Annotated in this window: 17 protein-coding genes, 2 tRNA genes, 3 rRNA genes and 2 pseudogenes; 17 read left to right on the top strand and 7 right to left on the bottom strand. The window is 56.5% G+C overall.

The annotated features are described in order from the left end of the window. Positions 1 to 37 precede the first annotated feature (37 nt). Positions 38 to 454 carry a DUF4124 domain-containing protein gene (locus AB4N76_RS09410; protein WP_460164406.1) on the bottom strand — a complete coding sequence of 139 codons (417 nt, stop codon included), beginning with the start codon at positions 452 to 454 and terminating at the stop codon, positions 38 to 40. Positions 455 to 854: 400 nt separating this feature from the next. Here AB4N76_RS09410 and AB4N76_RS09405 point away from each other — a divergent pair, with 400 nt between their 5' ends. The 14 genes from AB4N76_RS09405 (at position 855) to AB4N76_RS09340 (ending at position 16259) form a co-directional block, all read left to right on the top strand. Further along, positions 855 to 2579 (top strand): acetolactate synthase 3 large subunit, encoded by a 1725-nt coding sequence (locus AB4N76_RS09405; RefSeq protein WP_046028860.1) that lies wholly within the window; start codon positions 855 to 857, stop codon positions 2577 to 2579. Between the two features lie 2 nt (positions 2580 to 2581). Next, entirely contained in the window at positions 2582 to 3073 is a 492-nt protein-coding gene (gene ilvN / locus AB4N76_RS09400; RefSeq protein WP_003176102.1) for an acetolactate synthase small subunit, read from the top strand. Positions 3074 to 3121: 48 nt separating this feature from the next. Then, the gene (gene ilvC, locus AB4N76_RS09395) at positions 3122 to 4138 is read left to right on the top strand and encodes a ketol-acid reductoisomerase (RefSeq protein ID WP_007948647.1); all 1017 of its coding nucleotides are present in this window, start codon (positions 3122 to 3124) and stop codon (positions 4136 to 4138) included. Between the two features lie 146 nt (positions 4139 to 4284). Further along, complete coding sequence (pssA, locus tag AB4N76_RS09390; protein ID WP_007948646.1) at positions 4285 to 5142, top strand: CDP-diacylglycerol--serine O-phosphatidyltransferase; 858 nt, start codon at positions 4285 to 4287, stop codon at positions 5140 to 5142. 63 nt (positions 5143 to 5205) lie between these two features. Then, on the top strand, positions 5206 to 6219 hold the full coding sequence (gene msrP / locus AB4N76_RS09385) for a protein-methionine-sulfoxide reductase catalytic subunit MsrP (protein ID WP_046028456.1): 1014 nt from the start codon (positions 5206 to 5208) through the stop codon (positions 6217 to 6219). After that, positions 6219 to 6839, top strand: coding sequence for a protein-methionine-sulfoxide reductase heme-binding subunit MsrQ (gene msrQ / locus AB4N76_RS09380; protein ID WP_046028455.1), 621 nt, complete (start codon positions 6219 to 6221; stop codon positions 6837 to 6839). Before msrP ends, msrQ begins: the two co-directional genes overlap by 1 nt. 498 nt (positions 6840 to 7337) lie before the next feature. Then, positions 7338 to 8874 (top strand): 16S ribosomal RNA (locus tag AB4N76_RS09375). An 81-nt stretch (positions 8875 to 8955) separates the two neighbouring features. Further along, positions 8956 to 9032 (top strand) — tRNA-Ile (locus tag AB4N76_RS09370). 30 nt (positions 9033 to 9062) lie between these two features. Beyond that, a tRNA-Ala gene (locus AB4N76_RS09365) sits at positions 9063 to 9138 on the top strand. Between the two features lie 249 nt (positions 9139 to 9387). Next, positions 9388 to 12279, top strand: a 23S ribosomal RNA gene (locus AB4N76_RS09360). A gap of 151 nt (positions 12280 to 12430) precedes the next feature. After that, a 5S ribosomal RNA gene (rrf, locus tag AB4N76_RS09355) occupies positions 12431 to 12546 on the top strand. The 16S, 23S and 5S rRNA genes sit together here with 2 tRNA genes alongside, the layout of an rRNA operon. A 147-nt stretch (positions 12547 to 12693) precedes the next feature. Beyond that, positions 12694 to 13353 (top strand): paraquat-inducible protein A, encoded by a 660-nt coding sequence (locus tag AB4N76_RS09350; RefSeq protein WP_046030087.1) that lies wholly within the window; start codon positions 12694 to 12696, stop codon positions 13351 to 13353. Continuing rightward, on the top strand, positions 13340 to 13963 hold the full coding sequence (locus tag AB4N76_RS09345) for a paraquat-inducible protein A (RefSeq protein ID WP_046030089.1): 624 nt from the start codon (positions 13340 to 13342) through the stop codon (positions 13961 to 13963). The genes AB4N76_RS09350 and AB4N76_RS09345 overlap by 14 nt, the downstream gene beginning before the upstream one ends. Beyond that, complete coding sequence (locus AB4N76_RS09340) at positions 13956 to 16259, top strand: PqiB family protein (RefSeq protein WP_077431259.1); 2304 nt, start codon at positions 13956 to 13958, stop codon at positions 16257 to 16259. The genes AB4N76_RS09345 and AB4N76_RS09340 overlap by 8 nt, the downstream gene beginning before the upstream one ends. Before the next feature lie 71 nt (positions 16260 to 16330). Here AB4N76_RS09340 and mksF read toward each other — a convergent pair whose 3' ends face one another. From mksF to mksB, 3 genes are read right to left on the bottom strand one after another with little or no spacing between them, the layout of a single operon-like run. Further along, on the bottom strand, positions 16331 to 19171 hold the full coding sequence (mksF, locus tag AB4N76_RS09335; protein WP_046030093.1) for an Mks condensin complex protein MksF: 2841 nt from the start codon (positions 19169 to 19171) through the stop codon (positions 16331 to 16333). Continuing rightward, positions 19168 to 19881, bottom strand: coding sequence for an Mks condensin complex protein MksE (gene mksE, locus AB4N76_RS09330; RefSeq protein WP_460164405.1), 714 nt, complete (start codon positions 19879 to 19881; stop codon positions 19168 to 19170). Before mksE ends, mksF begins: the two co-directional genes overlap by 4 nt. Continuing rightward, complete coding sequence (gene mksB, locus AB4N76_RS09325) at positions 19871 to 21148, bottom strand: Mks condensin complex protein MksB (protein WP_460164404.1); 1278 nt, start codon at positions 21146 to 21148, stop codon at positions 19871 to 19873. The genes mksE and mksB overlap by 11 nt, the downstream gene beginning before the upstream one ends. Before the next feature lie 207 nt (positions 21149 to 21355). Between mksB and AB4N76_RS09320 the strand changes: the two genes are divergently transcribed. Continuing rightward, positions 21356 to 22096 (top strand): hypothetical protein, encoded by a 741-nt coding sequence (locus AB4N76_RS09320; RefSeq protein WP_046030104.1) that lies wholly within the window; start codon positions 21356 to 21358, stop codon positions 22094 to 22096. Then, positions 22089 to 22541 (top strand): ribosomal protein S18-alanine N-acetyltransferase, encoded by a 453-nt coding sequence (rimI, locus tag AB4N76_RS09315; protein WP_046030107.1) that lies wholly within the window; start codon positions 22089 to 22091, stop codon positions 22539 to 22541. Before AB4N76_RS09320 ends, rimI begins: the two co-directional genes overlap by 8 nt. 43 nt (positions 22542 to 22584) lie before the next feature. Here the strand turns inward: rimI and AB4N76_RS09310 are convergent, their stop codons facing one another. Further along, a complete protein-coding gene (locus AB4N76_RS09310) occupies positions 22585 to 22989 on the bottom strand; it encodes a hypothetical protein (protein WP_046030108.1) in 405 nt (134 codons plus the stop codon). Positions 22990 to 23156: 167 nt separating this feature from the next. Between AB4N76_RS09310 and can the strand changes: the two are divergent. Then, positions 23157 to 23800 (top strand): annotated as a pseudogene (can, locus tag AB4N76_RS09305) (carbonate dehydratase). Between the two features lie 18 nt (positions 23801 to 23818). Here can and AB4N76_RS09300 read toward each other — a convergent pair. Together AB4N76_RS09300 and AB4N76_RS09295 are read right to left on the bottom strand one after the other, a co-directional pair. Then, positions 23819 to 24339 (bottom strand): annotated as a pseudogene (locus tag AB4N76_RS09300) (SET domain-containing protein-lysine N-methyltransferase). Positions 24340 to 24518: 179 nt separating this feature from the next. Beyond that, positions 24519 to 25691, bottom strand: coding sequence for a hypothetical protein (locus AB4N76_RS09295; protein WP_460164403.1), 1173 nt, complete (start codon positions 25689 to 25691; stop codon positions 24519 to 24521). Positions 25692 to 25799: the final 108 nt, after the last annotated feature.

The following is a 25799-nucleotide window of genomic DNA, read 5'->3' as shown; positions in this document are numbered from 1 at the left end:
CGCCCTCATCGCGAGCAAGCTCTGCTCCTACAGGTACTTACTGGCAGTTATCCGTAATCTGTTTCTGTGTTTCGCTGATGCGCTCCTGACGTTGTTGATCGGTCAGGCGGCGCATCTCGCCGTCCACATCTTCCCGAAGTCGCGGATTGTTCTGCAGTTGCGCCAGATTCGTTCGCGCCTGCATGCAAAATGTCTTCAACTGAGCTTGCTGCTCGGCGACCTGCTTTTTTACGTTGTTGTCGATGACCTGTTGATCGCCTATGGCGTTGCTGCGTGGCAGCGTCTGCGGATTGCTGACAGAAGAGGAGGGCGGCAGCACGGTGGTGACCTCCTGTCCTTGGGGCGGTTGTGAATCAAAGTGCGTTACGCCTTGGGCATCGACCCATTTGTAGATCTGACCCGCCATGCATAAAGGGCTGATCAGCAGGCAGACCATGAAGAATGTCGTTCGCATGCCATTTCCTTGTCATTAGTTGCGCAATCCAAGCTAACACAGTGGCTGTTTAGCGATTTTTTCTTGCTTTCTCATGTGCTTACTTCAATAAAGCACATACACGACTTGACTTGCAGGGGACGAAACAGAAGAATCCAAAGTCCGCTGTAGAGGGACTGCCAGAAGCAGACCCACTCGGCAGATCATGAGGCGCACATCCGCGCCGACCTGTTACACCCGCAACGCGTTACCTCGCGCTGGGTGGGAAAAGCCCGCAACACTTGGGACGATCCCAATACTTGCTCAGTCAGTGCTGACGTAGTCGGCGACCACCGTCGCTCATGCTCTGCTGAGAAGTAAACCTATTAAGACCCGTCCCTGTTTATGTGGGCGGTATTCTGGCGTTTTAGAGGTGAACAACGTGGAGCTTTTATCTGGCGGTGAGATGCTCGTCCGCTTCTTGCGTGACGAAGGCGTCAAATATATTTACGGGTACCCGGGTGGTGCTCTTCTTCATGTCTACGATGCCCTGTTCAAAGAACCGGAAGTGACCCACATCCTGGTTCGTCACGAACAAGCGGCTACCCATATGGCTGACGGCTATGCCCGTGCCACCGGTAAAGCCGGCGTGGTACTGGTGACTTCCGGTCCTGGCGCAACCAATGCCATCACCGGTATCGCCACGGCTTATATGGACTCCATTCCGATGGTGGTTATTTCCGGCCAGGTGCCTAGCACCATGGTGGGTACCGATGCGTTCCAGGAAACCGACATGATCGGTATCTCCCGGCCGATCGTGAAGCACAGCTTCATGATCAAGCACGCGTCGGAAATTCCGGAAGTCATGAAGAAAGCCTTCTACCTGGCGCAATCCGGTCGTCCTGGTCCGGTCGTTGTCGATATCCCGAAAGACATGACCAATCCGGCCGAGAAGTTCGAATACGTCTTCCCGAAAAAAGCCAAGCTGCGTTCCTACAGTCCGGCCGTTCGCGGTCACTCCGGGCAAATCCGCAAGGCAGCAGAAATGCTCCTGGCGGCCAAGCGTCCTGTGATGTACGCAGGCGGCGGCGTGATTCTCGGTGGTGGCTCCGCGCCGCTGACCGAATTGGCGAAGATGCTCAACCTGCCAGTGACCAATACCCTGATGGGTCTGGGTGCCTACCCTGGCACTGATCGTCAATTCATTGGCATGCTCGGCATGCACGGCAGCTACACCGCGAACCTGGCCATGCACCATGCTGACGTGATCCTTGCGGTCGGCGCTCGTTTCGATGACCGCGTGATCAATGGCCCGGCCAAGTTCTGCCCGAATGCCAAGATCATTCACATCGACATCGACCCGGCTTCTATTTCCAAGACCATCAAGGCTGACGTGCCTATCGTTGGTCCGGTCGAGAGCGTCCTGACCGAAATGGTCGCGATCCTCAAGGAAATCGGCGAGACCCCGAACAAGGAGTCCGTTGCCAGCTGGTGGAAGCAAGTTGACGAGTGGCGTGGTGATCGCGGCCTGTTCCCTTACGACAAGGGCGACGGCAGCGTGATCAAGCCGCAGACCGTGATCGAAACCCTGTGCGAAGTGACCAATGGCGATGCCTATGTCGCTTCGGACGTAGGGCAGCACCAGATGTTTGCTGCGCAGTACTACAAGTTCAACAAGCCGAACCGCTGGATCAACTCCGGTGGCCTGGGCACCATGGGCTTCGGTTTTCCGGCAGCCATGGGCATCAAGTTGAGCTTCCCGGAAGACGATGTCGTCTGTGTCACCGGCGAAGGCAGCATCCAGATGAACATTCAGGAACTGTCGACCTGTCTGCAATATGGTTTGCCGGTAAAAATCCTGATCCTGAATAACGGTGTGCTGGGTATGGTTCGCCAGTGGCAGGACATGAGCTATGGCAGCCGTCATTCTCATTCCTACATGGAATCGTTGCCTGACTTCGTCAAACTGGCAGAAGCTTACGGCCACATTGGCGTGCGCATCACCGATTCGAAAGATTTGAAGTCGAAGATGGAAGAGGCGTTTGCCATGAAAGATCGCCTGGTGGTGATCGATGTTTCGGTCGACACCAGCGAGCACGTCTACCCGATGCAGATCAAAGACGGCTCCATGCGCGATATGTGGTTGAGCAAGACGGAGCGTACTTAATCATGCGGCACATTATTTCCTTGCTTCTGGAAAACGAACCCGGCGCTTTGTCTCGCGTAGTCGGCCTGTTCTCGCAGCGCAACTACAACATCGAAAGCCTGACCGTGGCGCCAACCGAAGACCCGACCCTGTCGCGTCTGACGCTGACCACTGTCGGTCACGATGAGGTCATCGAGCAGATCACCAAGAACCTGAACAAGCTGATCGAAGTGGTAAAACTGGTCGACCTGTCGGAAAGTGCTCACATCGAGCGCGAACTGATGCTGGTCAAGGTCAAGGCCACCGGCGCCCAGCGCGCCGAGATCAAGCGCACTACCGATATTTACCGTGGGCAGATCGTCGATGTCAGCGCCAGCGTGTATACCGTTCAATTGACCGGTACCAGCGACAAGCTCGACAGCTTCATTCAGTCCATCGGCACTGCGTCGATTCTGGAGACCGTCCGTAGCGGCGTGACCGGTATTGCTCGCGGCGACAAAGTACTCAGCATCTAAACCAAATTAGCGAATGGCCTGAACGGCCTGGATATATAGGGGAATTTCATGAAAGTTTATTACGAAAAAGACTGCGACCTGTCCATCATCCAGGGCAAGAAAGTTGCCATCATCGGTTACGGCTCCCAGGGCCACGCTCAAGCGTGCAACCTGAAAGATTCCGGCGTTGACGTGACTGTTGGTCTGCGTAAAGGCTCGGCCACCGTTGCCAAAGCTGAAGCTCACGGCCTGAAAGTGACTGACGTTGCTTCCGCTGTTGCTGCCGCCGACCTGGTCATGATCCTGACCCCGGACGAGTTCCAGTCTGCCCTGTACAAGAACGAAATCGAGCCGAACATCAAGAAGGGCGCCACCCTGGCCTTCTCCCACGGCTTCGCGATTCACTACAACCAGGTTGTTCCGCGCGCTGACCTCGACGTGATCATGATCGCGCCGAAGGCTCCGGGCCACACCGTACGTTCCGAGTTCGTGAAGGGCGGCGGTATCCCTGACCTGATCGCTATCTACCAGGACGCCTCGGGCAACGCCAAAAACGTTGCACTGTCCTACGCTGCTGGCGTTGGTGGTGGTCGTACCGGCATCATCGAAACCACCTTCAAGGACGAGACTGAAACCGACCTGTTCGGCGAACAAGCCGTTCTGTGCGGCGGTACCGTTGAACTGGTCAAAGCCGGTTTCGAAACCCTGGTTGAAGCTGGCTATGCGCCGGAAATGGCCTACTTCGAATGCCTGCACGAACTGAAGCTGATCGTTGACCTCATGTACGAAGGCGGTATCGCCAACATGAACTACTCGATCTCCAACAACGCCGAATACGGCGAGTACGTGACCGGCCCGGAAGTAATCAACGCCGAATCCCGTCAGGCCATGCGCAACGCCCTGAAACGTATTCAGGATGGCGAATACGCCAAAATGTTCATCAGCGAAGGCGCAACCGGCTACCCTTCGATGACCGCCAAGCGTCGTAACAACGCCGCTCACGGTATCGAGATCATCGGCGAGCAGCTGCGCTCCATGATGCCGTGGATCGGTGCCAACAAGATCGTCGACAAAGCTAAAAACTAAGTCACGCGCTTGTACGGAAAACGCGGCCTAGGCCGCGTTTTTTCGTTTGAGTTCGCCGGTTCTGGTATAAAGCTGCATCGTTTGTGGCCGAACCGTCGCCCCAGACATCTGTCGAAAACTTTCCACCCTGTTGCAAGGTAATGTCCATGAGCGAACGCCCCGAAGAGCCAAACCAGGCTTCTGACGCCGAAAGCCTGCTGCCCATCGATGAGCACATCGAAGAAGGGCATGACGCTGAAGGCCGTAAAGTCCGGCATCGTGGTATCTATCTTCTGCCGAACCTGTTCACCACTGCGAACCTGTTCGCAGGGTTTTATTCCATCATCAACTCGATGAGTGCCCAGGCCGCGTTGAGCGCCGGTGATTCGGTCAATGCGAGCAAGTACTTTGCTTTTGCGGCGATCGCGATTTTTGTCGCGATGGTGCTTGATGGTCTCGATGGTCGTGTGGCCCGGATGACCAATACCCAGAGCGCATTTGGTGCCGAGTACGACTCACTGTCAGATATGGTCGCCTTTGGCGTCGCGCCGGCATTATTGGCGTTTGGCTGGGCCTTGGGTGATATGGGCAAGGTCGGCTGGATGGTTGCCTTCATCTATGTGGCGGGTGCGGCTTTGCGTTTGGCGCGCTTCAACACCCAGGTCGGCACTGCGGATAAACGCTACTTCATCGGTCTGGCCAGCCCGGCGGCGGCGGGTGTGGTTGCCGGGATTGTCTGGGCGTTCAGCGACTACGGCATCCAGGGTTCCAAGATGTCCTTCCTGGTTGCGCTGATGGTGGCTGCTGCCGGTATGCTGATGGTCAGCAATATCAAGTACAACAGCTTCAAGGAACTCGACTTGAAAGGGCGCGTGCCTTTTGTGGCGATCCTGGCGGTGGTGTTGGTGTTTGCTGTGGTCTTCAGCGATCCACCACGCATCCTGCTGCTGGTTTTCCTTGCTTACGCGGCCTCCGGTCCGGTGCAGTACTTGTTGCGTCTTCGTCGGCACAAAAACGCCGAGTGATGTAATTTCCCTCATACTCCGCAGTCTATGGGTGCATCTGTCCTCCAAAGCTGCGGAGTTGTCATGCTGATCAAAGTCCCCAAAGCGTCTGACTGCCATGAGTCGGACGTCACATCTGAAGCCTTCTATCTATCCCGTCGAAAAGTTCTTGGTGCTGCCGTTGCGGGCTTGGCGATAAGCAGCCTGCCTCGTTGGGCGTCGGCCGAAGATGTTGCTCGTTATGCAGACGTCGAGCCTGGCAAGGCACCTACCTGGTTTACCGAAAAGCTTCCCTCTACCAAATGGGGGGCAGTCAACGTCAAGGATGAGTCGATTACGCCCTTCAAGGACGCGACCCATTACAACAACTTCTACGAGTTCGGCACTGATAAAGGTGACCCGGCTGCCAATGCCGGCGCACTGAAGACCGAGCCGTGGAGCGTTGTAGTGGATGGCGAAGTGGGCAAGCCTGGACGCTATGCGCTGGAAGACTTCATGAAGCCTTATCAGTTGGAAGAGCGCATCTACCGTCTTCGCTGCGTAGAGGCTTGGTCGATGGTCATTCCGTGGATTGGTTTTCCCATTTCGGCATTACTCAAGCAAGTGGAGCCAACCTCCAAGGCTAAGTACATTCGCTTCGAAACCCTGGAGGATCCCAAGAGTATGCCGGGGCAGCGTTCCGGCTTTGCCTTGATCGACTGGCCCTATGTAGAAGGGTTGCGTCTGGATGAGGCGATGAACCCGTTGGCGATTCTTGCGGTCGGCATGTATGGGCGTGAGTTGCCCAATCAGAATGGAGCGCCGTTGCGTTTGGTGGTGCCCTGGAAGTATGGATTCAAAAGCATCAAATCCATTGTGCGTATCAGTCTGGTCAGCGAGCAGCCGAAAACAACATGGCAGAGCATTGCAGCGGATGAGTATGGTTTCTACGCGAATGTGAATCCTGCGGTTGATCATCCGCGTTGGACTCAGGCGCGGGAGCGCCGTTTGCCCAGTGGTTTGTTCAAGCCCAATGTGCGCGACACACAGATGTTCAACGGCTACGCGGATGAAGTCGCCTCTCTTTATACAGGGCTCGATTTGCGGAAGAACTACTGATGCGTTTTCCGGTTTGGCGTCTTGGCGTTTTTATAGTGGCAGCGGTGTGGCCGCTGCTTTGGCTGTATCAGGCCTGGACGGATGTGTTGGGCCCGGACCCAGGCAAAATTCTGGTTGATCGGCTTGGGTTGGGCACGCTTGTTTTGCTACTCATTACGCTCAGTATGACGCCCCTGCAAAAACTCACCGGGTGGGCAGGGTGGGTGGCTGTGCGAAGGCAGTTGGGGTTGTGGTGCTTTGCTTATGTGGTTCTGCATTTGAGTGGCTATACGGCGTTCATTCTAGGATTTGACTGGTCGCAGCTGGGTGTTGAGTTGCGCAAGCGGCCATACATTATCGTCGGTACGCTGGCGTTTCTGTGTTTGCTGGCGTTGGCGGTGACATCTAATCGTTACAGTCAGCGGCGTTTGGGCGCACGCTGGAAGAAGCTGCATCGGCTCGTCTATGTGATTCTCGGGCTTGGGTTGCTGCATATGTTGTGGATCGTGCGTGCTGATCTGAAGGAGTGGACGGTATACGCCTCGATAGGGGCGTTGCTGTTAGTGCTGCGTGTGCCAGCAGTTGCCCGGCGAATCCCGCGGTTTGTGGCTAAAAAGGTACCGTCTGCACGAAAGGTGTAATTAAGTGTTGACGGCAGATTCAGGATGTCTATAATTCGCCCCACTTCCGGCGCAGTCGAAACGGGAAACTCCTTGGTAAACAAAGAGTTACGCAGTTTTCGGCAGTGAGTGGCTTCAGTTCATCGAAGTCCGAAAGGAGTTGAAAAAGAGGTGTTGACAGCAGCGTGTAACGCTGTAGAATTCGCCTCCCGCTACCGAGTGATCGGAAGCGCAAGTGGTTGAAGTTGTTAAAGATTTCCAAGCGAAACTTTGAAAACTTCTGAAAATAACCGCTTGACAGCAACAGAGGCTGCTGTAGAATGCGCGCCTCGGTTGAGACGAAAGATCTTAACCAACCGCTCTTTAACAACTGAATCAAGCAATTCGTGTGGGTGCTTGTGGAGTCAGACTGATAGTCAACAAGATTATCAGCATCACAAGTTACTCCGCGAGAAATCAAAGATGTAACCAACGATTGCTGAGCCAAGTTTAGGGTTTCTTAAAAACCCAAAGATGTTTGAATTGAAGAGTTTGATCATGGCTCAGATTGAACGCTGGCGGCAGGCCTAACACATGCAAGTCGAGCGGTAGAGAGAAGCTTGCTTCTCTTGAGAGCGGCGGACGGGTGAGTAATGCCTAGGAATCTGCCTGGTAGTGGGGGATAACGTTCGGAAACGGACGCTAATACCGCATACGTCCTACGGGAGAAAGCAGGGGACCTTCGGGCCTTGCGCTATCAGATGAGCCTAGGTCGGATTAGCTAGTTGGTGAGGTAATGGCTCACCAAGGCGACGATCCGTAACTGGTCTGAGAGGATGATCAGTCACACTGGAACTGAGACACGGTCCAGACTCCTACGGGAGGCAGCAGTGGGGAATATTGGACAATGGGCGAAAGCCTGATCCAGCCATGCCGCGTGTGTGAAGAAGGTCTTCGGATTGTAAAGCACTTTAAGTTGGGAGGAAGGGTTGTAACCTAATACGTTGCAATTTTGACGTTACCGACAGAATAAGCACCGGCTAACTCTGTGCCAGCAGCCGCGGTAATACAGAGGGTGCAAGCGTTAATCGGAATTACTGGGCGTAAAGCGCGCGTAGGTGGTTCGTTAAGTTGGATGTGAAATCCCCGGGCTCAACCTGGGAACTGCATTCAAAACTGTCGAGCTAGAGTATGGTAGAGGGTGGTGGAATTTCCTGTGTAGCGGTGAAATGCGTAGATATAGGAAGGAACACCAGTGGCGAAGGCGACCACCTGGACTGATACTGACACTGAGGTGCGAAAGCGTGGGGAGCAAACAGGATTAGATACCCTGGTAGTCCACGCCGTAAACGATGTCAACTAGCCGTTGGGAGCCTTGAGCTCTTAGTGGCGCAGCTAACGCATTAAGTTGACCGCCTGGGGAGTACGGCCGCAAGGTTAAAACTCAAATGAATTGACGGGGGCCCGCACAAGCGGTGGAGCATGTGGTTTAATTCGAAGCAACGCGAAGAACCTTACCAGGCCTTGACATCCAATGAACTTTCCAGAGATGGATCGGTGCCTTCGGGAACATTGAGACAGGTGCTGCATGGCTGTCGTCAGCTCGTGTCGTGAGATGTTGGGTTAAGTCCCGTAACGAGCGCAACCCTTGTCCTTAGTTACCAGCACGTTATGGTGGGCACTCTAAGGAGACTGCCGGTGACAAACCGGAGGAAGGTGGGGATGACGTCAAGTCATCATGGCCCTTACGGCCTGGGCTACACACGTGCTACAATGGTCGGTACAGAGGGTTGCCAAGCCGCGAGGTGGAGCTAATCCCAGAAAACCGATCGTAGTCCGGATCGCAGTCTGCAACTCGACTGCGTGAAGTCGGAATCGCTAGTAATCGCGAATCAGAATGTCGCGGTGAATACGTTCCCGGGCCTTGTACACACCGCCCGTCACACCATGGGAGTGGGTTGCACCAGAAGTAGCTAGTCTAACCTTCGGGAGGACGGTTACCACGGTGTGATTCATGACTGGGGTGAAGTCGTAACAAGGTAGCCGTAGGGGAACCTGCGGCTGGATCACCTCCTTAATCGACGACATCAGCTGCTCCATAAGTTCCCACACGAATTGCTTGATTCATTGAAGAAGACGAAAGAAGCAGCCCGAAATTGGGTCTGTAGCTCAGTTGGTTAGAGCGCACCCCTGATAAGGGTGAGGTCGGCAGTTCGAATCTGCCCAGACCCACCAATTTTGTGTGGGAAACGCCTGTAGAAATACGGGGCCATAGCTCAGCTGGGAGAGCGCCTGCCTTGCACGCAGGAGGTCAACGGTTCGATCCCGTTTGGCTCCACCACTACTGCTTCTGAAGTTTGAAAGCTTAGAAATGAGCATTCCATCGTTGAGATGGTGAATGTTGATTTCTAGTCTTTGACTAGTTCGTTCTTTAAAAATTTGGGTATGTGATAGAAAGATAGACTGAACGTTACTTTCACTGGTAACGGATCAGGCTAAGGTAAAATTTGTGAGTTGCTCTTAATTGAGTATTATCGAATTTTCGGCGAATGTCGTCTTCACAGTATAACCAGATTGCTTGGGGTTATATGGTCAAGTGAAGAAGCGCATACGGTGGATGCCTTGGCAGTCAGAGGCGATGAAAGACGTGGTAGCCTGCGAAAAGCTTCGGGGAGTCGGCAAACAGACTTTGATCCGGAGATGTCTGAATGGGGGAACCCAGCCATCATAAGATGGTTATCTTGTACTGAATACATAGGTGCAAGAGGCGAACCAGGGGAACTGAAACATCTAAGTACCCTGAGGAAAAGAAATCAACCGAGATTCCCTTAGTAGTGGCGAGCGAACGGGGACTAGCCCTTAAGTGGCTTTGAGATTAGCGGAACGCTCTGGAAAGTGCGGCCATAGTGGGTGATAGCCCTGTACGCGAAAATCTCTTGGTCATGAAATCGAGTAGGACGGAGCACGAGAAACTTTGTCTGAATATGGGGGGACCATCCTCCAAGGCTAAATACTACTGACTGACCGATAGTGAACTAGTACCGTGAGGGAAAGGCGAAAAGAACCCCGGAGAGGGGAGTGAAATAGATCCTGAAACCGTATGCGTACAAGCAGTGGGAGCCCACTTTGTTGGGTGACTGCGTACCTTTTGTATAATGGGTCAGCGACTTATTTTCAGTGGCGAGCTTAACCGAATAGGGGAGGCGTAGCGAAAGCGAGTCTTAATAGGGCGTCTAGTCGCTGGGAATAGACCCGAAACCGGGCGATCTATCCATGGGCAGGTTGAAGGTTGGGTAACACTAACTGGAGGACCGAACCGACTACCGTTGAAAAGTTAGCGGATGACCTGTGGATCGGAGTGAAAGGCTAATCAAGCTCGGAGATAGCTGGTTCTCCTCGAAAGCTATTTAGGTAGCGCCTCATGTATCACTGTAGGGGGTAGAGCACTGTTTCGGCTAGGGGGTCATCCCGACTTACCAAACCGATGCAAACTCCGAATACCTACAAGTGCCGAGCATGGGAGACACACGGCGGGTGCTAACGTCCGTCGTGAAAAGGGAAACAACCCAGACCGTCAGCTAAGGTCCCAAAGTTATGGTTAAGTGGGAAACGATGTGGGAAGGCTTAGACAGCTAGGAGGTTGGCTTAGAAGCAGCCACCCTTTAAAGAAAGCGTAATAGCTCACTAGTCGAGTCGGCCTGCGCGGAAGATGTAACGGGGCTCAAACCATACACCGAAGCTACGGGTATCACTTAGGTGATGCGGTAGAGGAGCGTTCTGTAAGCCTGTGAAGGTGAGTTGAGAAGCTTGCTGGAGGTATCAGAAGTGCGAATGCTGACATGAGTAACGACAATGGGTGTGAAAAACACCCACGCCGAAAGACCAAGGTTTCCTGCGCAACGTTAATCGACGCAGGGTTAGTCGGTCCCTAAGGCGAGGCTGAAAAGCGTAGTCGATGGAAAACAGGTTAATATTCCTGTACTTCTGGTTATTGCGATGGAGGGACGGAGAAGGCTAGGCCAGCTTGGCGTTGGTTGTCCAAGTTTAAGGTGGTAGGCTGGAATCTTAGGTAAATCCGGGATTCTAAGGCCGAGAGCTGATGACGAGTGTACTTTTAGTACACGAAGTGGTTGATGCCATGCTTCCAAGAAAAGCTTCTAAGCTTCAGGTAACCAGGAACCGTACCCCAAACCGACACAGGTGGTTGGGTAGAGAATACCAAGGCGCTTGAGAGAACTCGGGTGAAGGAACTAGGCAAAATGGCACCGTAACTTCGGGAGAAGGTGCGCCGGTGAGGGTGAAGCATTTACTGCGTAAGCCCATGCCGGTCGAAGATACCAGGCCGCTGCGACTGTTTATTAAAAACACAGCACTCTGCAAACACGAAAGTGGACGTATAGGGTGTGACGCCTGCCCGGTGCCGGAAGGTTAATTGATGGGGTTAGCTAACGCGAAGCTCTTGATCGAAGCCCCGGTAAACGGCGGCCGTAACTATAACGGTCCTAAGGTAGCGAAATTCCTTGTCGGGTAAGTTCCGACCTGCACGAATGGCGTAACGATGGCGGCGCTGTCTCCACCCGAGACTCAGTGAAATTGAAATCGCTGTGAAGATGCAGTGTATCCGCGGCTAGACGGAAAGACCCCGTGAACCTTTACTATAGCTTTGCACTGGACTTTGAATTTGCTTGTGTAGGATAGGTGGGAGGCTTTGAAGCGTGGACGCCAGTTCGCGTGGAGCCAACCTTGAAATACCACCCTGGCAACTTTGAGGTTCTAACTCAGGTCCGTTATCCGGATCGAGGACAGTGTATGGTGGGTAGTTTGACTGGGGCGGTCTCCTCCTAAAGAGTAACGGAGGAGTACGAAGGTGCGCTCAGACCGGTCGGAAATCGGTCGTAGAGTATAAAGGCAAAAGCGCGCTTGACTGCGAGACAGACACGTCGAGCAGGTACGAAAGTAGGTCTTAGTGATCCGGTGGTTCTGTATGGAAGGGCCATCGCTCAACGGATAAAAGGTACTCCGGGGATAACAGGCTGATACCGCCCAAGAGTTCATATCGACGGCGGTGTTTGGCACCTCGATGTCGGCTCATCACATCCTGGGGCTGAAGCCGGTCCCAAGGGTATGGCTGTTCGCCATTTAAAGTGGTACGCGAGCTGGGTTTAGAACGTCGTGAGACAGTTCGGTCCCTATCTGCCGTGGACGTTTGAGATTTGAGAGGGGCTGCTCCTAGTACGAGAGGACCGGAGTGGACGAACCTCTGGTGTTCCGGTTGTCACGCCAGTGGCATTGCCGGGTAGCTATGTTCGGAATAGATAACCGCTGAAAGCATCTAAGCGGGAAACTAGCCTCAAGATGAGATCTCACTGGGACCTTGAGTCCCCTGAAGGGCCGTCGAAGACTACGACGTTGATAGGTTGGGTGTGTAAGCGCTGTGAGGCGTTGAGCTAACCAATACTAATTGCCCGTGAGGCTTGACCATATAACACCCAAGCAATTTGCGTCGAAAGGCCAGATTGCGGTGTGTGAAGACGAAACGAACCGAAAGTTCGAGATACTCACAAAACACCCAACTATCGCATACCCAATTTGCTGAAGCGCGGCCAGCTGGCCACGACTCGGTACCCGAATTTCTTGACGACCATAGAGCATTGGAACCACCTGATCCCATCCCGAACTCAGCAGTGAAACGATGCATCGCCGATGGTAGTGTGGGGTTTCCCCATGTGAGAGTAGGTCATCGTCAAGATTAAATTCCGAAACCCCAATTGCGAAAGCAGTTGGGGTTTTGTTTTGCCTTCGAAAAAGTACTCACCTGCTTAACGCACAAAATGGCGCAGTTATTTTCGACTCATGCCTCTAGAATAGGACCAACTTTTTCGGAATCAGAGTCTTTATGTCAGATCCGGTTGACGCCACCAGGCTGTCAGAATTACCGCTGAACGATTTGGTCGCGTGTCATGAGTGCGATTTGCTGATGCGCAAACCCGAACTCGCTCACGATGAGAAAGCGCTGTGCCCGCGTTGTGGTTATGAACTCTACGCACATAGGCATAACGTCGTGCAGCGCAGCCTCGCCTTGGTCATCGCCGCTTTATTGTTGTATGTGCCGGCGAACTTTTTACCCATCATGGAGCTCAATCTACTCGGGCAATCGACGCAGGACACTGTCTGGAGCGGCGTTGTCGGCTTGTTTGATACGGGTATGCAAAGCGTTTCTGTGATTGTGTTCCTGTGCAGCATGGGCATTCCGTTGCTCAAACTGCTCTGTCAATTAATCGTGCTGTTGAGCATTCGCTTTGATATCGGACGCAGCTACGGCTTGCTGCTCTATCGCATTTATCACCATTTACGGGACTGGGGAATGCTCGAGGTTTACCTCATGGGCGTACTGGTCGCGATCGTAAAGCTGGCAGATATGGCGGCCATTACCGTAGGTCTTGGCCTGGTGTGCTTTATCAGTTTGTTGTTGATTCAGGTCTGGTTGGAGGTGGTGATGTCGCCTCATCAGGTCTGGCAGGCGTTATCAGGAGAGGATGCCCATGCGGGCGATTGATGCAGGCATTCTGATTTGTGCGGAATGCCATGAGTTGAACAAGCAGGAAGCTGACACCGACGAGCAAGTTTGCACCCGTTGTGGTGCGCTGGTTCATGCCCGTCGCCCGAACAGCCTGGTGCGCACCTGGGCGCTGCTGATTACCGCGGCGATTCTTTACATTCCGGCCAACCTGCTACCGATCATGACCATCAATTCACTCGGTAAGGGCGCCCCGAGCACCATCATGTCCGGCGTGATTGATCTGGTTCATTACGGCATGTTTCCCATCGCGGCAGTGGTGTTCATTGCCAGTATTCTAGTGCCGACGTTCAAATTGGTGGGCATCGGCTTGCTGCTGTTTTCGATACAGCGCCGCCAGCCACTCTCGGCTCGCCAACGAATCTGGATGTACCGCTTTATCGAGTTCATCGGCCGCTGGTCGATGCTGGATATCTTTGTGATCGCCATCCTGGTGGCGGTCGTTAATTTCGGACGGCTTGCCAGTATCGAAGCCAATCTTGGCGCCATCGCCTTCGCCAGCGTGGTGATTTTGACGATGCTTGCCGCAGTATCTTTCGATCCCCGACTGATTTGGGATAACACGGAGTCGGACGACGACCATGACTGATTTGCCTACAGCAAAAACCCGACCGGCCTCGAACTGGTCGGCTATCTGGATTCTGCCCCTCATTGCGTTGATCATCGGTGGCTGGCTGGGGTGGCGTGCCTACAACGAGACCGGAATCGAAATTCAGGTGCGGTTCGAAAGCGGTGAAGGCATCCAGGCCAACAAGACTGAAGTGGTCTACAAAGGGATGTCGGTCGGCAAGGTCAAAGCCCTCAAGCTCGATGACGAAGGCGCTTCCAAGGGGGTGATCGCAACCGTCGAGATGAATAAGGATGTCGAGCAATACCTCAGGACCAGCACGCGCTTCTGGCTGGTCAAACCGAGCGTGACCCTGGCCGGGATCACCGGTCTGGAAACGCTGGTCTCTGGTAACTATGTAGCGATCAGCCCGGGTGAAGGCGAGCCTGTTCGCAAATTCAAGGCGCTGGCTGAAGAACCTCCCTTGTCAGACGCGAAGCCGGGTTTGCACCTGACCATCAAGGCTGATCGACTTGGTTCGCTCAACCGTGGCAGCCCGGTGTTCTACAAGCAGATCAAGGTCGGCCAGATCAAAAGCTACGTGCTCTCGCAGGATCAGAGCACGGTCGAGCTCAAAGTTTTCATCGAACCCACCTACGCCAATCTGGTGCGCAAACACACGCGTTTCTGGAACGCCAGTGGCGTTAGCATCGACGCGAACCTGTCCGGTGTGAAGATTCGCAGTGAGTCGCTTGCCAGCATTGTCGCCGGTGGTATCGCGTTCGCCACGCCGGAGAACCGTAAGGACAGCCCGCCCACCGATCCGAGCCTGCCGTTCCGTCTTTATGAAGACTTTGACGCCGCTGCCGCCGGTATTCGGGTCAAGGTCAAACTCACCGACTTCGAAGGATTGCAGGCTGGCCGTACGCCGGTGATGTACAAAGGCATCCAGGTCGGCAACCTGAAAGCGCTGAAGATCGATCCGGACCTGTCCGGCGCCACCGCCGAATTGACCCTTGATCCGTTGGCTGAAGATTATCTGGTGACCGGCACTCAGTTCTGGGTGGTCAAGCCATCGATTTCCCTGGCGGGTATCACCGGTCTGGAAGCGCTGGTCAAAGGTAACTACATTGCCGTGCGCCCTGGCGACAAAGGCTCTGCGCCGCAACGTGAATACGTGGCGCGGCCCAAGGCACCGCCGCTGGATTTGCGTTCGCCGGGCCTGCACCTGGTGTTGTTTACCGAGAGCCTGGGCTCACTGGAGGTCGGCAGTCCGATTCTCTACAAGCAGGTCAAGGTCGGTTCCGTTCAGAGTTATCAATTCTCCAAAACCAAGAAGCAATTGGTGATTGGCGTTCACATCGAGAAGGAATACGAAGGGCTGGTCAACGCCTCGACGCGATTCTGGAATGCCAGCGGCATCACACTCTCGGGCGGATTGACGGGCGGAATCCAGGTCAAAAGTGAGTCGCTGCAGAGCCTGATGGCCGGCGGCATTGCCTTCGAAACCCCGCAAGCCAAGGCGCCGCTGCAAAAGAAAATTCCGCGTTTTCGTTTGTTCGCCAACCATGAAGAAGCCAATCAGAAAGGCACACTGGTCACCATTAAGGTCGAGCGCGCCGACGGTTTGCGTGACGGTACGCCTGTGCGATTCAAAGGGCTGGATGTCGGCAAGATTGAAGACGTTGACCTCAGCGATGACCTGCAATCGGTGTTGCTCACCGCGCGGATCACCGAAGTGCCGGAACGCATCGCTCGGGTAGGCACCCAGTTCTGGGTGGTTAAACCTGAGTTAGGGCTGATCAAGACCTCCAATCTCGAAACCCTGGTGACTGGTCAATACATCGAAGTACAGCCCGCACCGAAGAACCTCGGCCCGCAGAAGAATTTCGTCGCATTGGCCAACCCGCCGGAAGCCGCCAAGTCAGAGACTGGCTTGAGTCTGGTCTTGAGCGCCGCTCGGCGTGGTTCGCTGAAAACCGGCGTGCCGGTAACGTACCGCGAAATCACCGTGGGCAAAGTGACGGGCTACGAACTTGGGCAGACCGCAGACCGCGTGTTGGTGCACATCCAGATTGAGCCGAAATACGCGCCGCTGGTGCGCAGTGGTACGCGATTCTGGAACAGCAGCGGATTTGGTTTCGACTTCGGTTTGTTCAAAGGCGCGACGGTGCGTACTGAATCCCTGGAAACGATGATCCAGGGCGGCATCGCCTTTGCCACGCCAGACGGCGACCGGATGGGCAGCGCGGTGCGGCCTGGTCAGACGTTCCCGCTGTTCGACAAGTTCGAAGACGAATGGCTGACCTGGGCACCGAAAATCCCCCTCGGCAAATAAGCTCAGGCAACAGGCATAAAAAAGGCCGCGATCCATTGGATCGCGGCCTTTTCCGTATCTAACGGATTAACTCAGACCGCATCCAGCTCCGGCTCATCCGCTTGCACAACGACGCTGGCCTTCACTTCATCATGACGACGGATGTACTTCCAGTCCGCCTCGTCGATGTAGATCCCGTTCGGCCCGCTGCCACCTTCCAGGTCAATCGCGACACTGGCGCACACTTGTGGCTTCACGCTTGCCAGGATTGGCACGAAGCCCAGTTGCAGGCTGGTTTCCAGCAAGGCTGCCTGGTTTTTCTCGTCGATGTCCGCCGCCTCGTCGAGGTAGTACGGCAGACGCACGCGACCGGCCTGGTCGCGGTCCATCAAGTGCAGCAACAAATACATGTTGGTCAGCGCCTTGATGGTCATCGTGGTGCCGTTGGAGGCGGCGCCGTCGATGTCGGTGTGAATTACCGGCTGGCCGTTGACCTTGGTGATCTCGAACGCGAGTTCGAACAAGTCCTTGAGACCGAGCTGGTTGTGGTTGGCCGCCACCAGCCGTGCCAGGTATTCCTTGGCCTCTTCGTTCTTGTTGTCCTGTTCGGCGCTTTGGCTCAGGTCGAAGACGGAGAGGGTTTCGCCCTCTTCGTACTGGCCGGCGCTGTGGATAATCTGGTCGATGTGCTTGAGCGCTTCCTTGTTCGGCGCGAGCACAATGCGGAAGCTTTGCAGGTTGGACACCTGACGCTTGTTGATCTCGCGGTTGAACAGCGCCAGTTGATGTTCGAGGCTGTCGTAGTCGCTGCGAATGTTGCGCAGGGTCCGGGCGATGTCGGTGACCGCCGCCCGGCGTGCCTTGCCCAGCGTCAGGGCTTCGTCGGTGCGGTGCGCGTAGGCGTTGATCAGCAGTTGCAGGCGACGTTCCATATCGTCTTCGCTGTCGAACTTGGCCACGCCTTTGAGGCGAACCTGGGCGTACAGCGCCTCGATCTGACCGTCACTGCGCAGCAATCCCTGCCAGCTGTCCTGATAGTCGTTGAGCAGCGGCAGCAGGTTGTCCATGGAATCGTCGATCGGGTCCATGAACGGGGTGCCGAACGGCAAGTCTGCCGGCAGCAACTGACGGCGACGCAGGGCGTCGTCGAGGGTGCGTTGCTTGGCTTCCATGTCGCCGATCTGACGACCGACCAGTTGCAGCTTGGCCGACAGTTGCTGGACACGCTCGGTGAAGGCGTCGCTGGAGCGTTTCAATTCATCCTGCGCCGCTTCCATCTGCGCCAATTGCTCAAGTTTGTCGCCTTCTTCGGCGCTCAAGGTTTGCGCGCGACGGAAGTCTTCCAGGGCTTTCTGTGCATCCAGCACTTGCTGGTACAGCGCTTCCGTCTGGGTCTTGCTCGCGGCGCGGTCGGCGGCGACGGCTTGTTGGGTCTTCAGTTGCTTGAGTTCTTTGTCCAGACGCTCTTTTTGATCGCGCAACGCTGCACGGTCAGCCAGGGCTTGCAGCGCCGGCGGCTCGATGTTCGAGATGTCGATGGACAGGCCCGGCACTTCGAAGCGCTCGCCTTTGAAGCCGTCGAGGATCAGCTCCATGGATTTGACCCACTGACCGTCCTCGTCCAGCGTAATCCCATGCTCGCCCAGCGGCAGGCTGAACAGTGCGCTGTTGAACAGGCGCATCAGGCGCTCGACATCCTGTTGCGAGAACTCTTCGCGCAGTCGGGCGTAGCTGTTGTTGTCGGCGTGATCGAGTTGCTGCTTGACCGACTTCAGGCGTTTTTCCAGATCGCGCAGACGCTCTTCGAGGTCTTCGGCGCTGAACTGACGGGACTGCGCCAGCGCACCGGCCAGTTCATCGTGAGCGTCCTTGGCCGCCAGCAGTTGCTGTTCCAGCACCTTGACGTCATCGACCAGGGCGAAGCGATGCTTGAGCACCGACAACTCGCCGAGCCAGCGCTGGATCCCGGTGATTTCCCGCTCCAGACGCATCAGCTCTTGCGTGCCGCCACGCTGATCGTTTTGCAGCGCGTCTTGTTCATTGCGGTAATGCTCGGCCTGAATCGTCAGCTCTTCCTTGCGTGCACTGGCGTAGTCCGACCAAGTGCCGAGCAGGGAATCGAGCAGCGGCGAGATACGGTGCAGCTTGCCACGCAGAATATTGCGCTGGGCAACGCCCGCGGCCAGGGCTTCAACCAGCGGGCCGGCGGTGACCAGCGAGTTGTAATCCTGCTCCATGCGCCGTACATCGCGGAACGCCTCTTCACACGCGGCGATGTAATCGACGCTGCCGGAACGCAGGCTGTGCTCGAACGCATCGAGGAACAGCTGCTTGAGTTTCGCCGCCGTAATTTCGCGCATGTGCAGCAAGTTGATGAACAGCGCACGGAAGGTTTTCAGGCTCTGTTCACTGGTGGAGCGCAGCGGGATCAAGGTCAGGTCGAGTGGAATCGACGTGTGACCGCCGACCAGCAAACGACGTAGCTCATCCGGCTTCAACTCGTAGGCTTTCAGGCCTTCGCGTTCAAGGTTGGTGAACAATTCTTTCTGGCGCAGGCAGGTGTCGTTCTTCTGGTAATGGGCCAGATCAAGTTTGCCAGCGTAGGCAAAGAATTGGTGACCGAAACCACCGCCCGGGCCGCGGCCGACCACGCCGATCACGTGCGGGCCGTGGGGCAGGGAGACTTCAACGAGAATGTAACTGGTGTCCGAGGCGAAGTAGAAACGCCGGGATTGCTCCAGGCTGTACTTGCCGAAACTCATGTCCGACATGCGCGCCAGAATCGGGAACTGCAAGGCGTTGATCGAGGCGGATTTACCGAGGTTGTTTGCGCCGTAAACCGACAGCGGTTCCTCCAGCGGAAACAGGCCGAGGCTGTAACCGGCGGTGTTCAAAAGGGCAAAGCGGCGAATGCCGTAGCGTTCCTTGCTCATGCGTCGAGCTCCTGTTCTTCGGCAATGGCGCGGGCCATGGCGTCTTCTTCGCTTTCTTCTTCGCTCTCTATCTCAAAGGCACTCAAATCCAGCGGGTCATCGGTTTCCAACAGCTTTTCGTCACTGTCGTCATCGATCAATACCGGAACTGGCAATGGCAACACGCTGTGCAGGCTGGCCGCCAGATCACGGTCCTGCTGAACCGACAGGCAGACATCGAGGAAGCGGTGCATCGGCGGCAGGAAACGGTAGATGCCGTTTTCTTCGCCGGCGAAACCGAGCTGGGTCATGCGGCGCATGATTTTTTCTTCGAGCTCTTCGACGGTCTGCACTTCGGCCTGGATGAACAGGTCGCGGTACTTTTCCAGCAAGGAAGGCAATTCATCGCGACCGAGGCTACCGCCGTCGAGCACGGCGACCGGGTCACGGCCCTGATCGGCCAGATGCTCGACGAGGATGAAGGTGAACAGCGCCAGACGTTGCGCGGTTTTGTTCACCGCCGCGGCGGCCAGATCCGGCACGAAGTAGTAGAAACCACGGGTGTCGCACACCAGTTCAAACCCCAGCGCCTTGAACAGCGTGCGGTACTGGTCCTGAAAGTTCGACAGTTGTGCGTACAGCTCCGGGTCGCGGCGGCTGACGTGGTAGCCCTTGAACAGCTCGCGAAAGATCGGCGCCAGCTGGGACAGTTCGTTTAGATCAAGATGCATTTGGGATGCTCGCAGAATCCTCGGCGGCGGTGTCGCCGGCCGAGAGCAGGGCGAAGGAGCGCAGGCTGACCTGGTGCTCATGAGTGTGGTATTCGCGGCGTTCCAGACGCTCGCGTTTGAAGCGTTTTTCCCGCGACAGGCGCGAGAACCAATAAAGCAATTCGTCGGTCGCGCCGTCCGGTTCCTGCTCCAGCAGCCAAGTCATCAAGTCGGGCATCGGCAGGGCGTCTTCGCAGCGTTCGAGCATTTCGCGAACGGTACGTGGTGCGCGCGGTGCTTCGCCTTTCTGGGTCTTGTGGGCCTTGGGGAAACGCGCCGGTTTTGGTTCGAACCGGGCCAGCGCATACACGTAGGCTTCAACCTGACTGGCGCTGCCAAGGAAGGTGCTTTGCGGACGGGTGAACATCGGCATCGCCGCTTGCGGTACGGCGTCGATGCCCTTGCGACGGATCATCGACAGCGCCAGCGCGGCGCCACGGGTCACGGCGTTGTGGCGGCGGGCTTCTTCACGCAGCGGCAGCAGCAACTCGCGGGCATGGCGCAGGGTCAATTGGGCGCTGGTCTGCATTTCGAGGATGCGTGCGTGGGTACGCAGCAGCATGTCGTCATCGACCAGGTGGCCAAGGCGCTGCTGCTCGCTGAGCATCTTGAGCAGGACGGTTTCGACCTTGCGCACACCTTGTTCGAAGGCGCCGTCGGCGTTCACCAGGTCGATCATCGGCTCGACGTATTCGTCCCAGGTCGCCAGGACTTCGGCGTAGCGCTGACGCAACGGAATCTGCCGGTCGCTGGTCTTGGCCCTTTCGGCCACGGCCACCAGCGCCTGTTCGTCGTTGTCGAGCTTCTTCAATACGTCGCGTACGCGCATATCGAGCAAGCGCAACTGGCGCGCCAGATCGTTGCCGTCACGAATGTCGAAAGCGTCCTGAATGTAACCGGCCAGGCGTTCGAGGTGACGCAAGTAGGCTTCGATTTCCAGGCACAGGCCAAGACGGTGCTCACGGCGCAGGTAAGCGAGGAAGTCGTGGATCTGCGCATTGAGCTCGAAGCGGTTCGGGCTTTTCGCCACCGGAACCAGAATATCGAGGCGGATCCACACGTCCAGCAGGCTGGTGATGTCCTGCGGCGTACTGTCGAGTTGCTGGGCGGCCAACTGTGAACGCAATTCGTTGAGGCTCAGAGTGCCTTGGTCGAAGTGCTCGCACAGTGGCTCCAGAAGTGCCCAGTGTTCAGCGAGGGCGCGCAAGACGCGCTTGGGTTCGATCATCGGAATGGCCGGCTGGTTGGCGATTAAAAGCCGCGATTGTACTGCATCGAAGGCGATGCTATTCACTCTCGGGACGGACTGTAGGGTTTCTATCGATCAAGCGCGGGCGATCTTGAGCGAACGGCGGTAGAATCAGCGCACTTTTAGTTATCCACAAGTGGCCGACCTTTGCTTATCGAGTCTCGTCGTCGCGCTTATTTGACCGCCATGCAGGTGGTCAACTGGCTACCGCGCACCGAATTGCCCTTTGCTGCGCCCTCGCGCCCCGAACTGCTCGAGATGCCTGAGCCGTTGGTCGTCGCCCCGGTAGTGCTGGCTCCAGTGCCTGAAACGCCTGTGGAGCCGCTGGTCAAACCGGCCGAACGGGTGAAAATCGAGGTGCCGCGTCCATCGTTGGCCAGTACGCGCACCAACGCCAAGGTCGAAGAAGAGGCTGCTCCGGTCGTCGCCAAGGCGGTACAAGTGCCGCCACCGCGCTTCGCCCTGCAATTGCTGCGCGCCGGTCGTTGCCTGCTGCTGGTGGAGTTACCCACAGGCGAAACGTTCCAGACCCGCGATCCCGCTTATCTGCTACTCAAGGACATGCTGCGCGCTGCCGGTTTGCCGGACAGCCCGCAGATCGTCGGCGAGCCGGTACGCTGGCCGCTGCTGGCTCGCGGCACCATGGATCAGGGCCCGGAAGCGGCTCGCGACTTCGTGCAAGGCTTTCTTTCGGCGCGCATCGAAGACGCGCCATGCGTCTGCGTGTGGCTGATCGGCCTGCCTGCGGTGCGTTTTGCCGGTGAGGCGAACGCCGAATCGTTCAACCGTGAACTCCAGGTCGAAGGCCTGGGCTCGGTCTGGGCCCTGCCGGGTCTGGAATTATTAATGGAAGAGCCACAGCGTAAGGCTGATGTCTGGCAAGCCATGCGTCGGCTGATGGCGCGCTGGAAAGAATCAAATGAGTGACGCTGTATCGTTCCGCCCGATGACCGAGGCGGACCTGGACGCTGTACTGAAAATCGAATACGCGGCGTATAGCCATCCCTGGACACGCGGGATATTCCTCGATGGCCTGGGCAAGTACCAGATCTGGCTGATGTTCGAAGGGCAGCAGCAGGTGGGTCATGGCGTGGTGCAGATCATTCTTGATGAGGCGCACCTGCTCAACATCACCGTCAAGCCGGAAAACCAGGGCCGCGGCCTGGGTTTGACGCTGCTTGAACACTTGATGTCGATTGCCTACAAGGCCGAGGCGCGGGAGTGCTTCCTGGAAGTTCGCGACAGCAATCGGTCGGCGTTTCGCCTGTATGAACGGTACGGGTTCAACGAGATCGGCCGGCGCCGGGATTACTACCCGGCGGTGGGGGGGCGCGAAGATGCGGTGGTCATGGCCTGTACGCTGGTCGACTGAGTCACAGCTATTGCGGCGAGGGAGCAAGCCCCCTCACCGCAGATCAGCGTTTACCGTCCATCGGATCGCGCTGCGCCATCTGCTCCTCGTCCAACCCGTTCCCACCGCCGATGTCATCTTCATCGACAATACTCAAATCCCAATCTGCCTGATCACCGTCGCCCGCCTCATGCGCGTCCCGCGCACCATCCTCATGGATCAGTGTTTCGGGGCTCATGTCGTCATCGGTAGGCTCGTGGTCATCGATCGAGGCACCGGTTATGCCGGCTGTACGCACACGCTCGGCGGACATCAGCCGTTCGCGTTCGGTTTGAGGCAGTTCGTCACCGATTTTGGCGCTGGTCTCTTCGTCGTCAAAATCCAGTTCGTGCATCGAACCCATGCGGTCTTCGTTGTCGTCGATCGGCTCGGGCTGCACCGCATCGAACGGACGTCGTGAATCATTCATGGCAATTGCTCATACTGTGGGCTTACTAGGGTGGACCCACCGGGCTGCCGAGAATTCCGTCGGCATGGAACGCCAGTTTTAAATGTCAGCGGCTATCCGCATTGCGCGCGTGACCCCGACGGGCGGTTGTCTGTCAAAGCTGCGCACCATTCTCGAGGCTTCTTTGTATGAACGACTTACAAGATCTGATTGATAACAACGAGCGTTGGGCTGACGCGATCAAAAAGAAGATCCTGACTTCTTCGCCAAGCTGGCCCGCCAACAGACACCGGAATTCCTCTGGATCGGCTGTTCCGATGCACGGGTGCCGGCCAACGAGATCGTAGGCATGTTGCCGGGTGATCTGTTCGTCCACCGCAATGTGGCCAACGTGGTACTGCACACCGATCTCAACTGCCTGTCAGTGATTCAGTACGCGGTCGACGTCCTCAAGGTCAAACACATCCTGGTCACCGGTCACTACGGCTGCGGTGGCGTGCGCGCCTCGATGCAGGATCGTCAGCTGGGCCTGATCGATGGCTGGCTGCGCTCGATTCGCGATCTTTACTATGAAAAGCGCGAAGAGCTCGCCAAGTTGGCGACTGAGGAGGAGCGGGTCGACCGTCTCTGCGAACTCAACGTGATTCAGCAAGTGGCCAACGTCGGGCATACCAGCATTGTGCAGAACGCCTGGCATCGCGGGCAGAGTCTGTCGATCCACGGTTGCATCTACGGCATCAAGGACGGTCGCTGGAAAAGCCTGAACGCGACCATCAGCGGGTTTGAACAATTGCCGCCGCAATACCGCCTGCGCCCGGTCGAAACGTTGTAAGACTGATCGAGCCTCGGGTCAACTGAGGCTCCGTCGGTGCAAATGCTGATAGAACAACTCACCGTCGGCATTCGGTGGCTCGTCGTAGCCGGTGATCCATTCGCGGCACTCGGCCGACCCGCAGCGGCAGGCAAATTGTCGCAACAGTTTGTCTTCGGTGCTGGCGTAATCCATCGTCAGGATATCGCCGGGGGCAATGTCCTTCAGCGCCCAGATCCACAGTTCACTCATGTCGAGAAAGATGTTCGGCTCGCACGAGTGGCGCAAGAGTCCGCAGAAGCGTGGGTCGTAGAGGTGAATGCCGGACGACAGCTGCCGGGTATGGCGCTGGCGATAAGGCAGCAGATGCCCGGAGACACGGCAAACCCGGCTGATTCGCGGGAATGCGCGCAAGGCCGCAACGGCCGTCGCTGACTCATTGACGTGGATAATCCTGAAGTCTTTGAAGGAGGAAACCCGAAACGAACGGGTAACTCTTCAAAGGGATAAATCCCGTCCGGTGGTTGTGCACGCGTTCCGTTCAGGGAATGAGGTTTCATAACGATCCTTGTCGGTTGGGTGTTGCGACGTCCAACGCCAACGATCCTGCCGGCCCCTGCAACACTTGGGTGTGTCTCAAGACTCTCGCAATTGAAACGTTCGGTCTACTGTCAGAACTGACAGGGGAAAGTGCGCTTTCCCGCATCAGCCATGACGCACGCGGGAAAGCGTTTTTGCATTAAAGGTGGGGCGTCGGTATCGCCATTGCAGGCGCCGGGGCCTGCAGTAGTTTGAGCTGGGATTTGATCGGCGTTGTCGCGCACTGGGCCACGGCTTGTTCGGGTGTCAGATTGCGAATCGAGGTGTAGAACAACTCGCAGGTTTTTTCCGTCTCGGTCACTTGCCAGGTTTGTGTGCAGCTTTTCAGTTGAACATCAGGGTCTCTGCCCGGTTTGCTGCCCATGCCGGCCTGCCAGCACGCAGCACTCAAGTCCTGGCCCATGACCTTCAGGCCCGCAGCATCGGCCTTGGCCTGGGCATCGTCGCCGGTATAGCTGTCCGGGTTGGCGGCGTACCAGATGTAGCTCGGGTGGTTGGACCCCAGCACCGGCACCTTCACGCCGGCTTTCGGGCTGATCGTGGCCAGCCCCAGCACGTTGACGGTCGGACCATATTGCTGCTTGAGCCAGTTACGCACCGGAGCGCCAAAGGCGACCATTGGCAGCGCCTTGCCTTTGGCGTTCAGGCTGACTTCATTGACCATGGTGGTCTGGTAGTCCTTGAAGTAATCGTAAACACCCTCCAGGTCCTTGCCGGCACTGGCCGGCGCGGCGATTGGCGCGATGTCGATGATGGTCTGATAGCCCGGCGTCTGGTCGGCGGGGATGCCGTTGGCGGTCAGCAGCGTGGCCCAGCGATCAGTGGTCGCCGAACGCAGGTAATCCTGGGCTTGTGTCAGGGAGTAATCCGGCGGGAAGTGCAGCAGTTCGACACTTTTACGGTTTTCCAGGGCCATGCCCAGCGGCAGGAACAAGTACCAGTTGTAGGCCCATTTGCCATCCGCATTGAGCTTGCTGGCGCCGGTGTACGCCAGATCGCCTGCGTCGAGCAGCGCTGCCAGTGGTTTTTCGTAGCCTTTTGGTACGCCGCTGATGTCGGCGTAGAGCTGATGGTTATCGGTTTTGACCCGCACTTTGGCCGCGCCATAACCATCGCGTTGCACGCTTTGGGTCAGGTAGTGCTCGACGGTCTGCTCGAGCGTCCAGTTGCGAAAGCAGATCACATTGCAGTTGTTGGGGTAGGCGAACAGCCGGGTGACGCGTTCGGTGCTGCCCAGCTTCAGATCGACATCGGCATGGACGGCGGCACTCAGGGTGAGGGCCGCCAGGGTGAGTCCTGTGAGTTTTAACATGCTCAGATCCTTTTCAGCGTGACCCGTTGATTGGGGGGGGGCACGCCATAGTGGATCAGCGACGTTACACAGAACAATGGGCTTCCCTGATTTTTTGCGCAGGAATTG

This window comes from Pseudomonas sp. S2_F03, assembly GCF_054668335.1.
The sequence above is the reverse complement of the archived record's forward strand: the minus strand, read 5'-3'. Positions and strand labels throughout refer to the sequence as shown.

Coding starts and splice junctions, on each gene's coding strand:
- AB4N76_RS09410 (WP_460164406.1), bottom strand. CDS start 454: ATGCGAACGACATTCTTCATGGTCTGCCTGCTGATCAGCCCTTTATGC.
- ilvN (WP_003176102.1), top strand. CDS start 2,582: ATGCGGCACATTATTTCCTTGCTTCTGGAAAACGAACCCGGCGCTTTG.
- ilvC (WP_007948647.1), top strand. CDS start 3,122: ATGAAAGTTTATTACGAAAAAGACTGCGACCTGTCCATCATCCAGGGC.
- pssA (WP_007948646.1), top strand. CDS start 4,285: ATGAGCGAACGCCCCGAAGAGCCAAACCAGGCTTCTGACGCCGAAAGC.
- msrP (WP_046028456.1), top strand. CDS start 5,206: ATGCTGATCAAAGTCCCCAAAGCGTCTGACTGCCATGAGTCGGACGTC.
- msrQ (WP_046028455.1), top strand. CDS start 6,219: ATGCGTTTTCCGGTTTGGCGTCTTGGCGTTTTTATAGTGGCAGCGGTG.
- AB4N76_RS09350 (WP_046030087.1), top strand. CDS start 12,694: ATGTCAGATCCGGTTGACGCCACCAGGCTGTCAGAATTACCGCTGAAC.
- AB4N76_RS09345 (WP_046030089.1), top strand. CDS start 13,340: ATGCGGGCGATTGATGCAGGCATTCTGATTTGTGCGGAATGCCATGAG.
- AB4N76_RS09340 (WP_077431259.1), top strand. CDS start 13,956: ATGACTGATTTGCCTACAGCAAAAACCCGACCGGCCTCGAACTGGTCG.
- mksF (WP_046030093.1), bottom strand. CDS start 19,171: ATGAGCAAGGAACGCTACGGCATTCGCCGCTTTGCCCTTTTGAACACC.
- mksE (WP_460164405.1), bottom strand. CDS start 19,881: ATGCATCTTGATCTAAACGAACTGTCCCAGCTGGCGCCGATCTTTCGC.
- mksB (WP_460164404.1), bottom strand. CDS start 21,148: ATGATCGAACCCAAGCGCGTCTTGCGCGCCCTCGCTGAACACTGGGCA.
- AB4N76_RS09320 (WP_046030104.1), top strand. CDS start 21,356: ATGCAGGTGGTCAACTGGCTACCGCGCACCGAATTGCCCTTTGCTGCG.
- rimI (WP_046030107.1), top strand. CDS start 22,089: ATGAGTGACGCTGTATCGTTCCGCCCGATGACCGAGGCGGACCTGGAC.
- AB4N76_RS09310 (WP_046030108.1), bottom strand. CDS start 22,989: ATGAATGATTCACGACGTCCGTTCGATGCGGTGCAGCCCGAGCCGATC.
- AB4N76_RS09295 (WP_460164403.1), bottom strand. CDS start 25,691: ATGTTAAAACTCACAGGACTCACCCTGGCGGCCCTCACCCTGAGTGCC.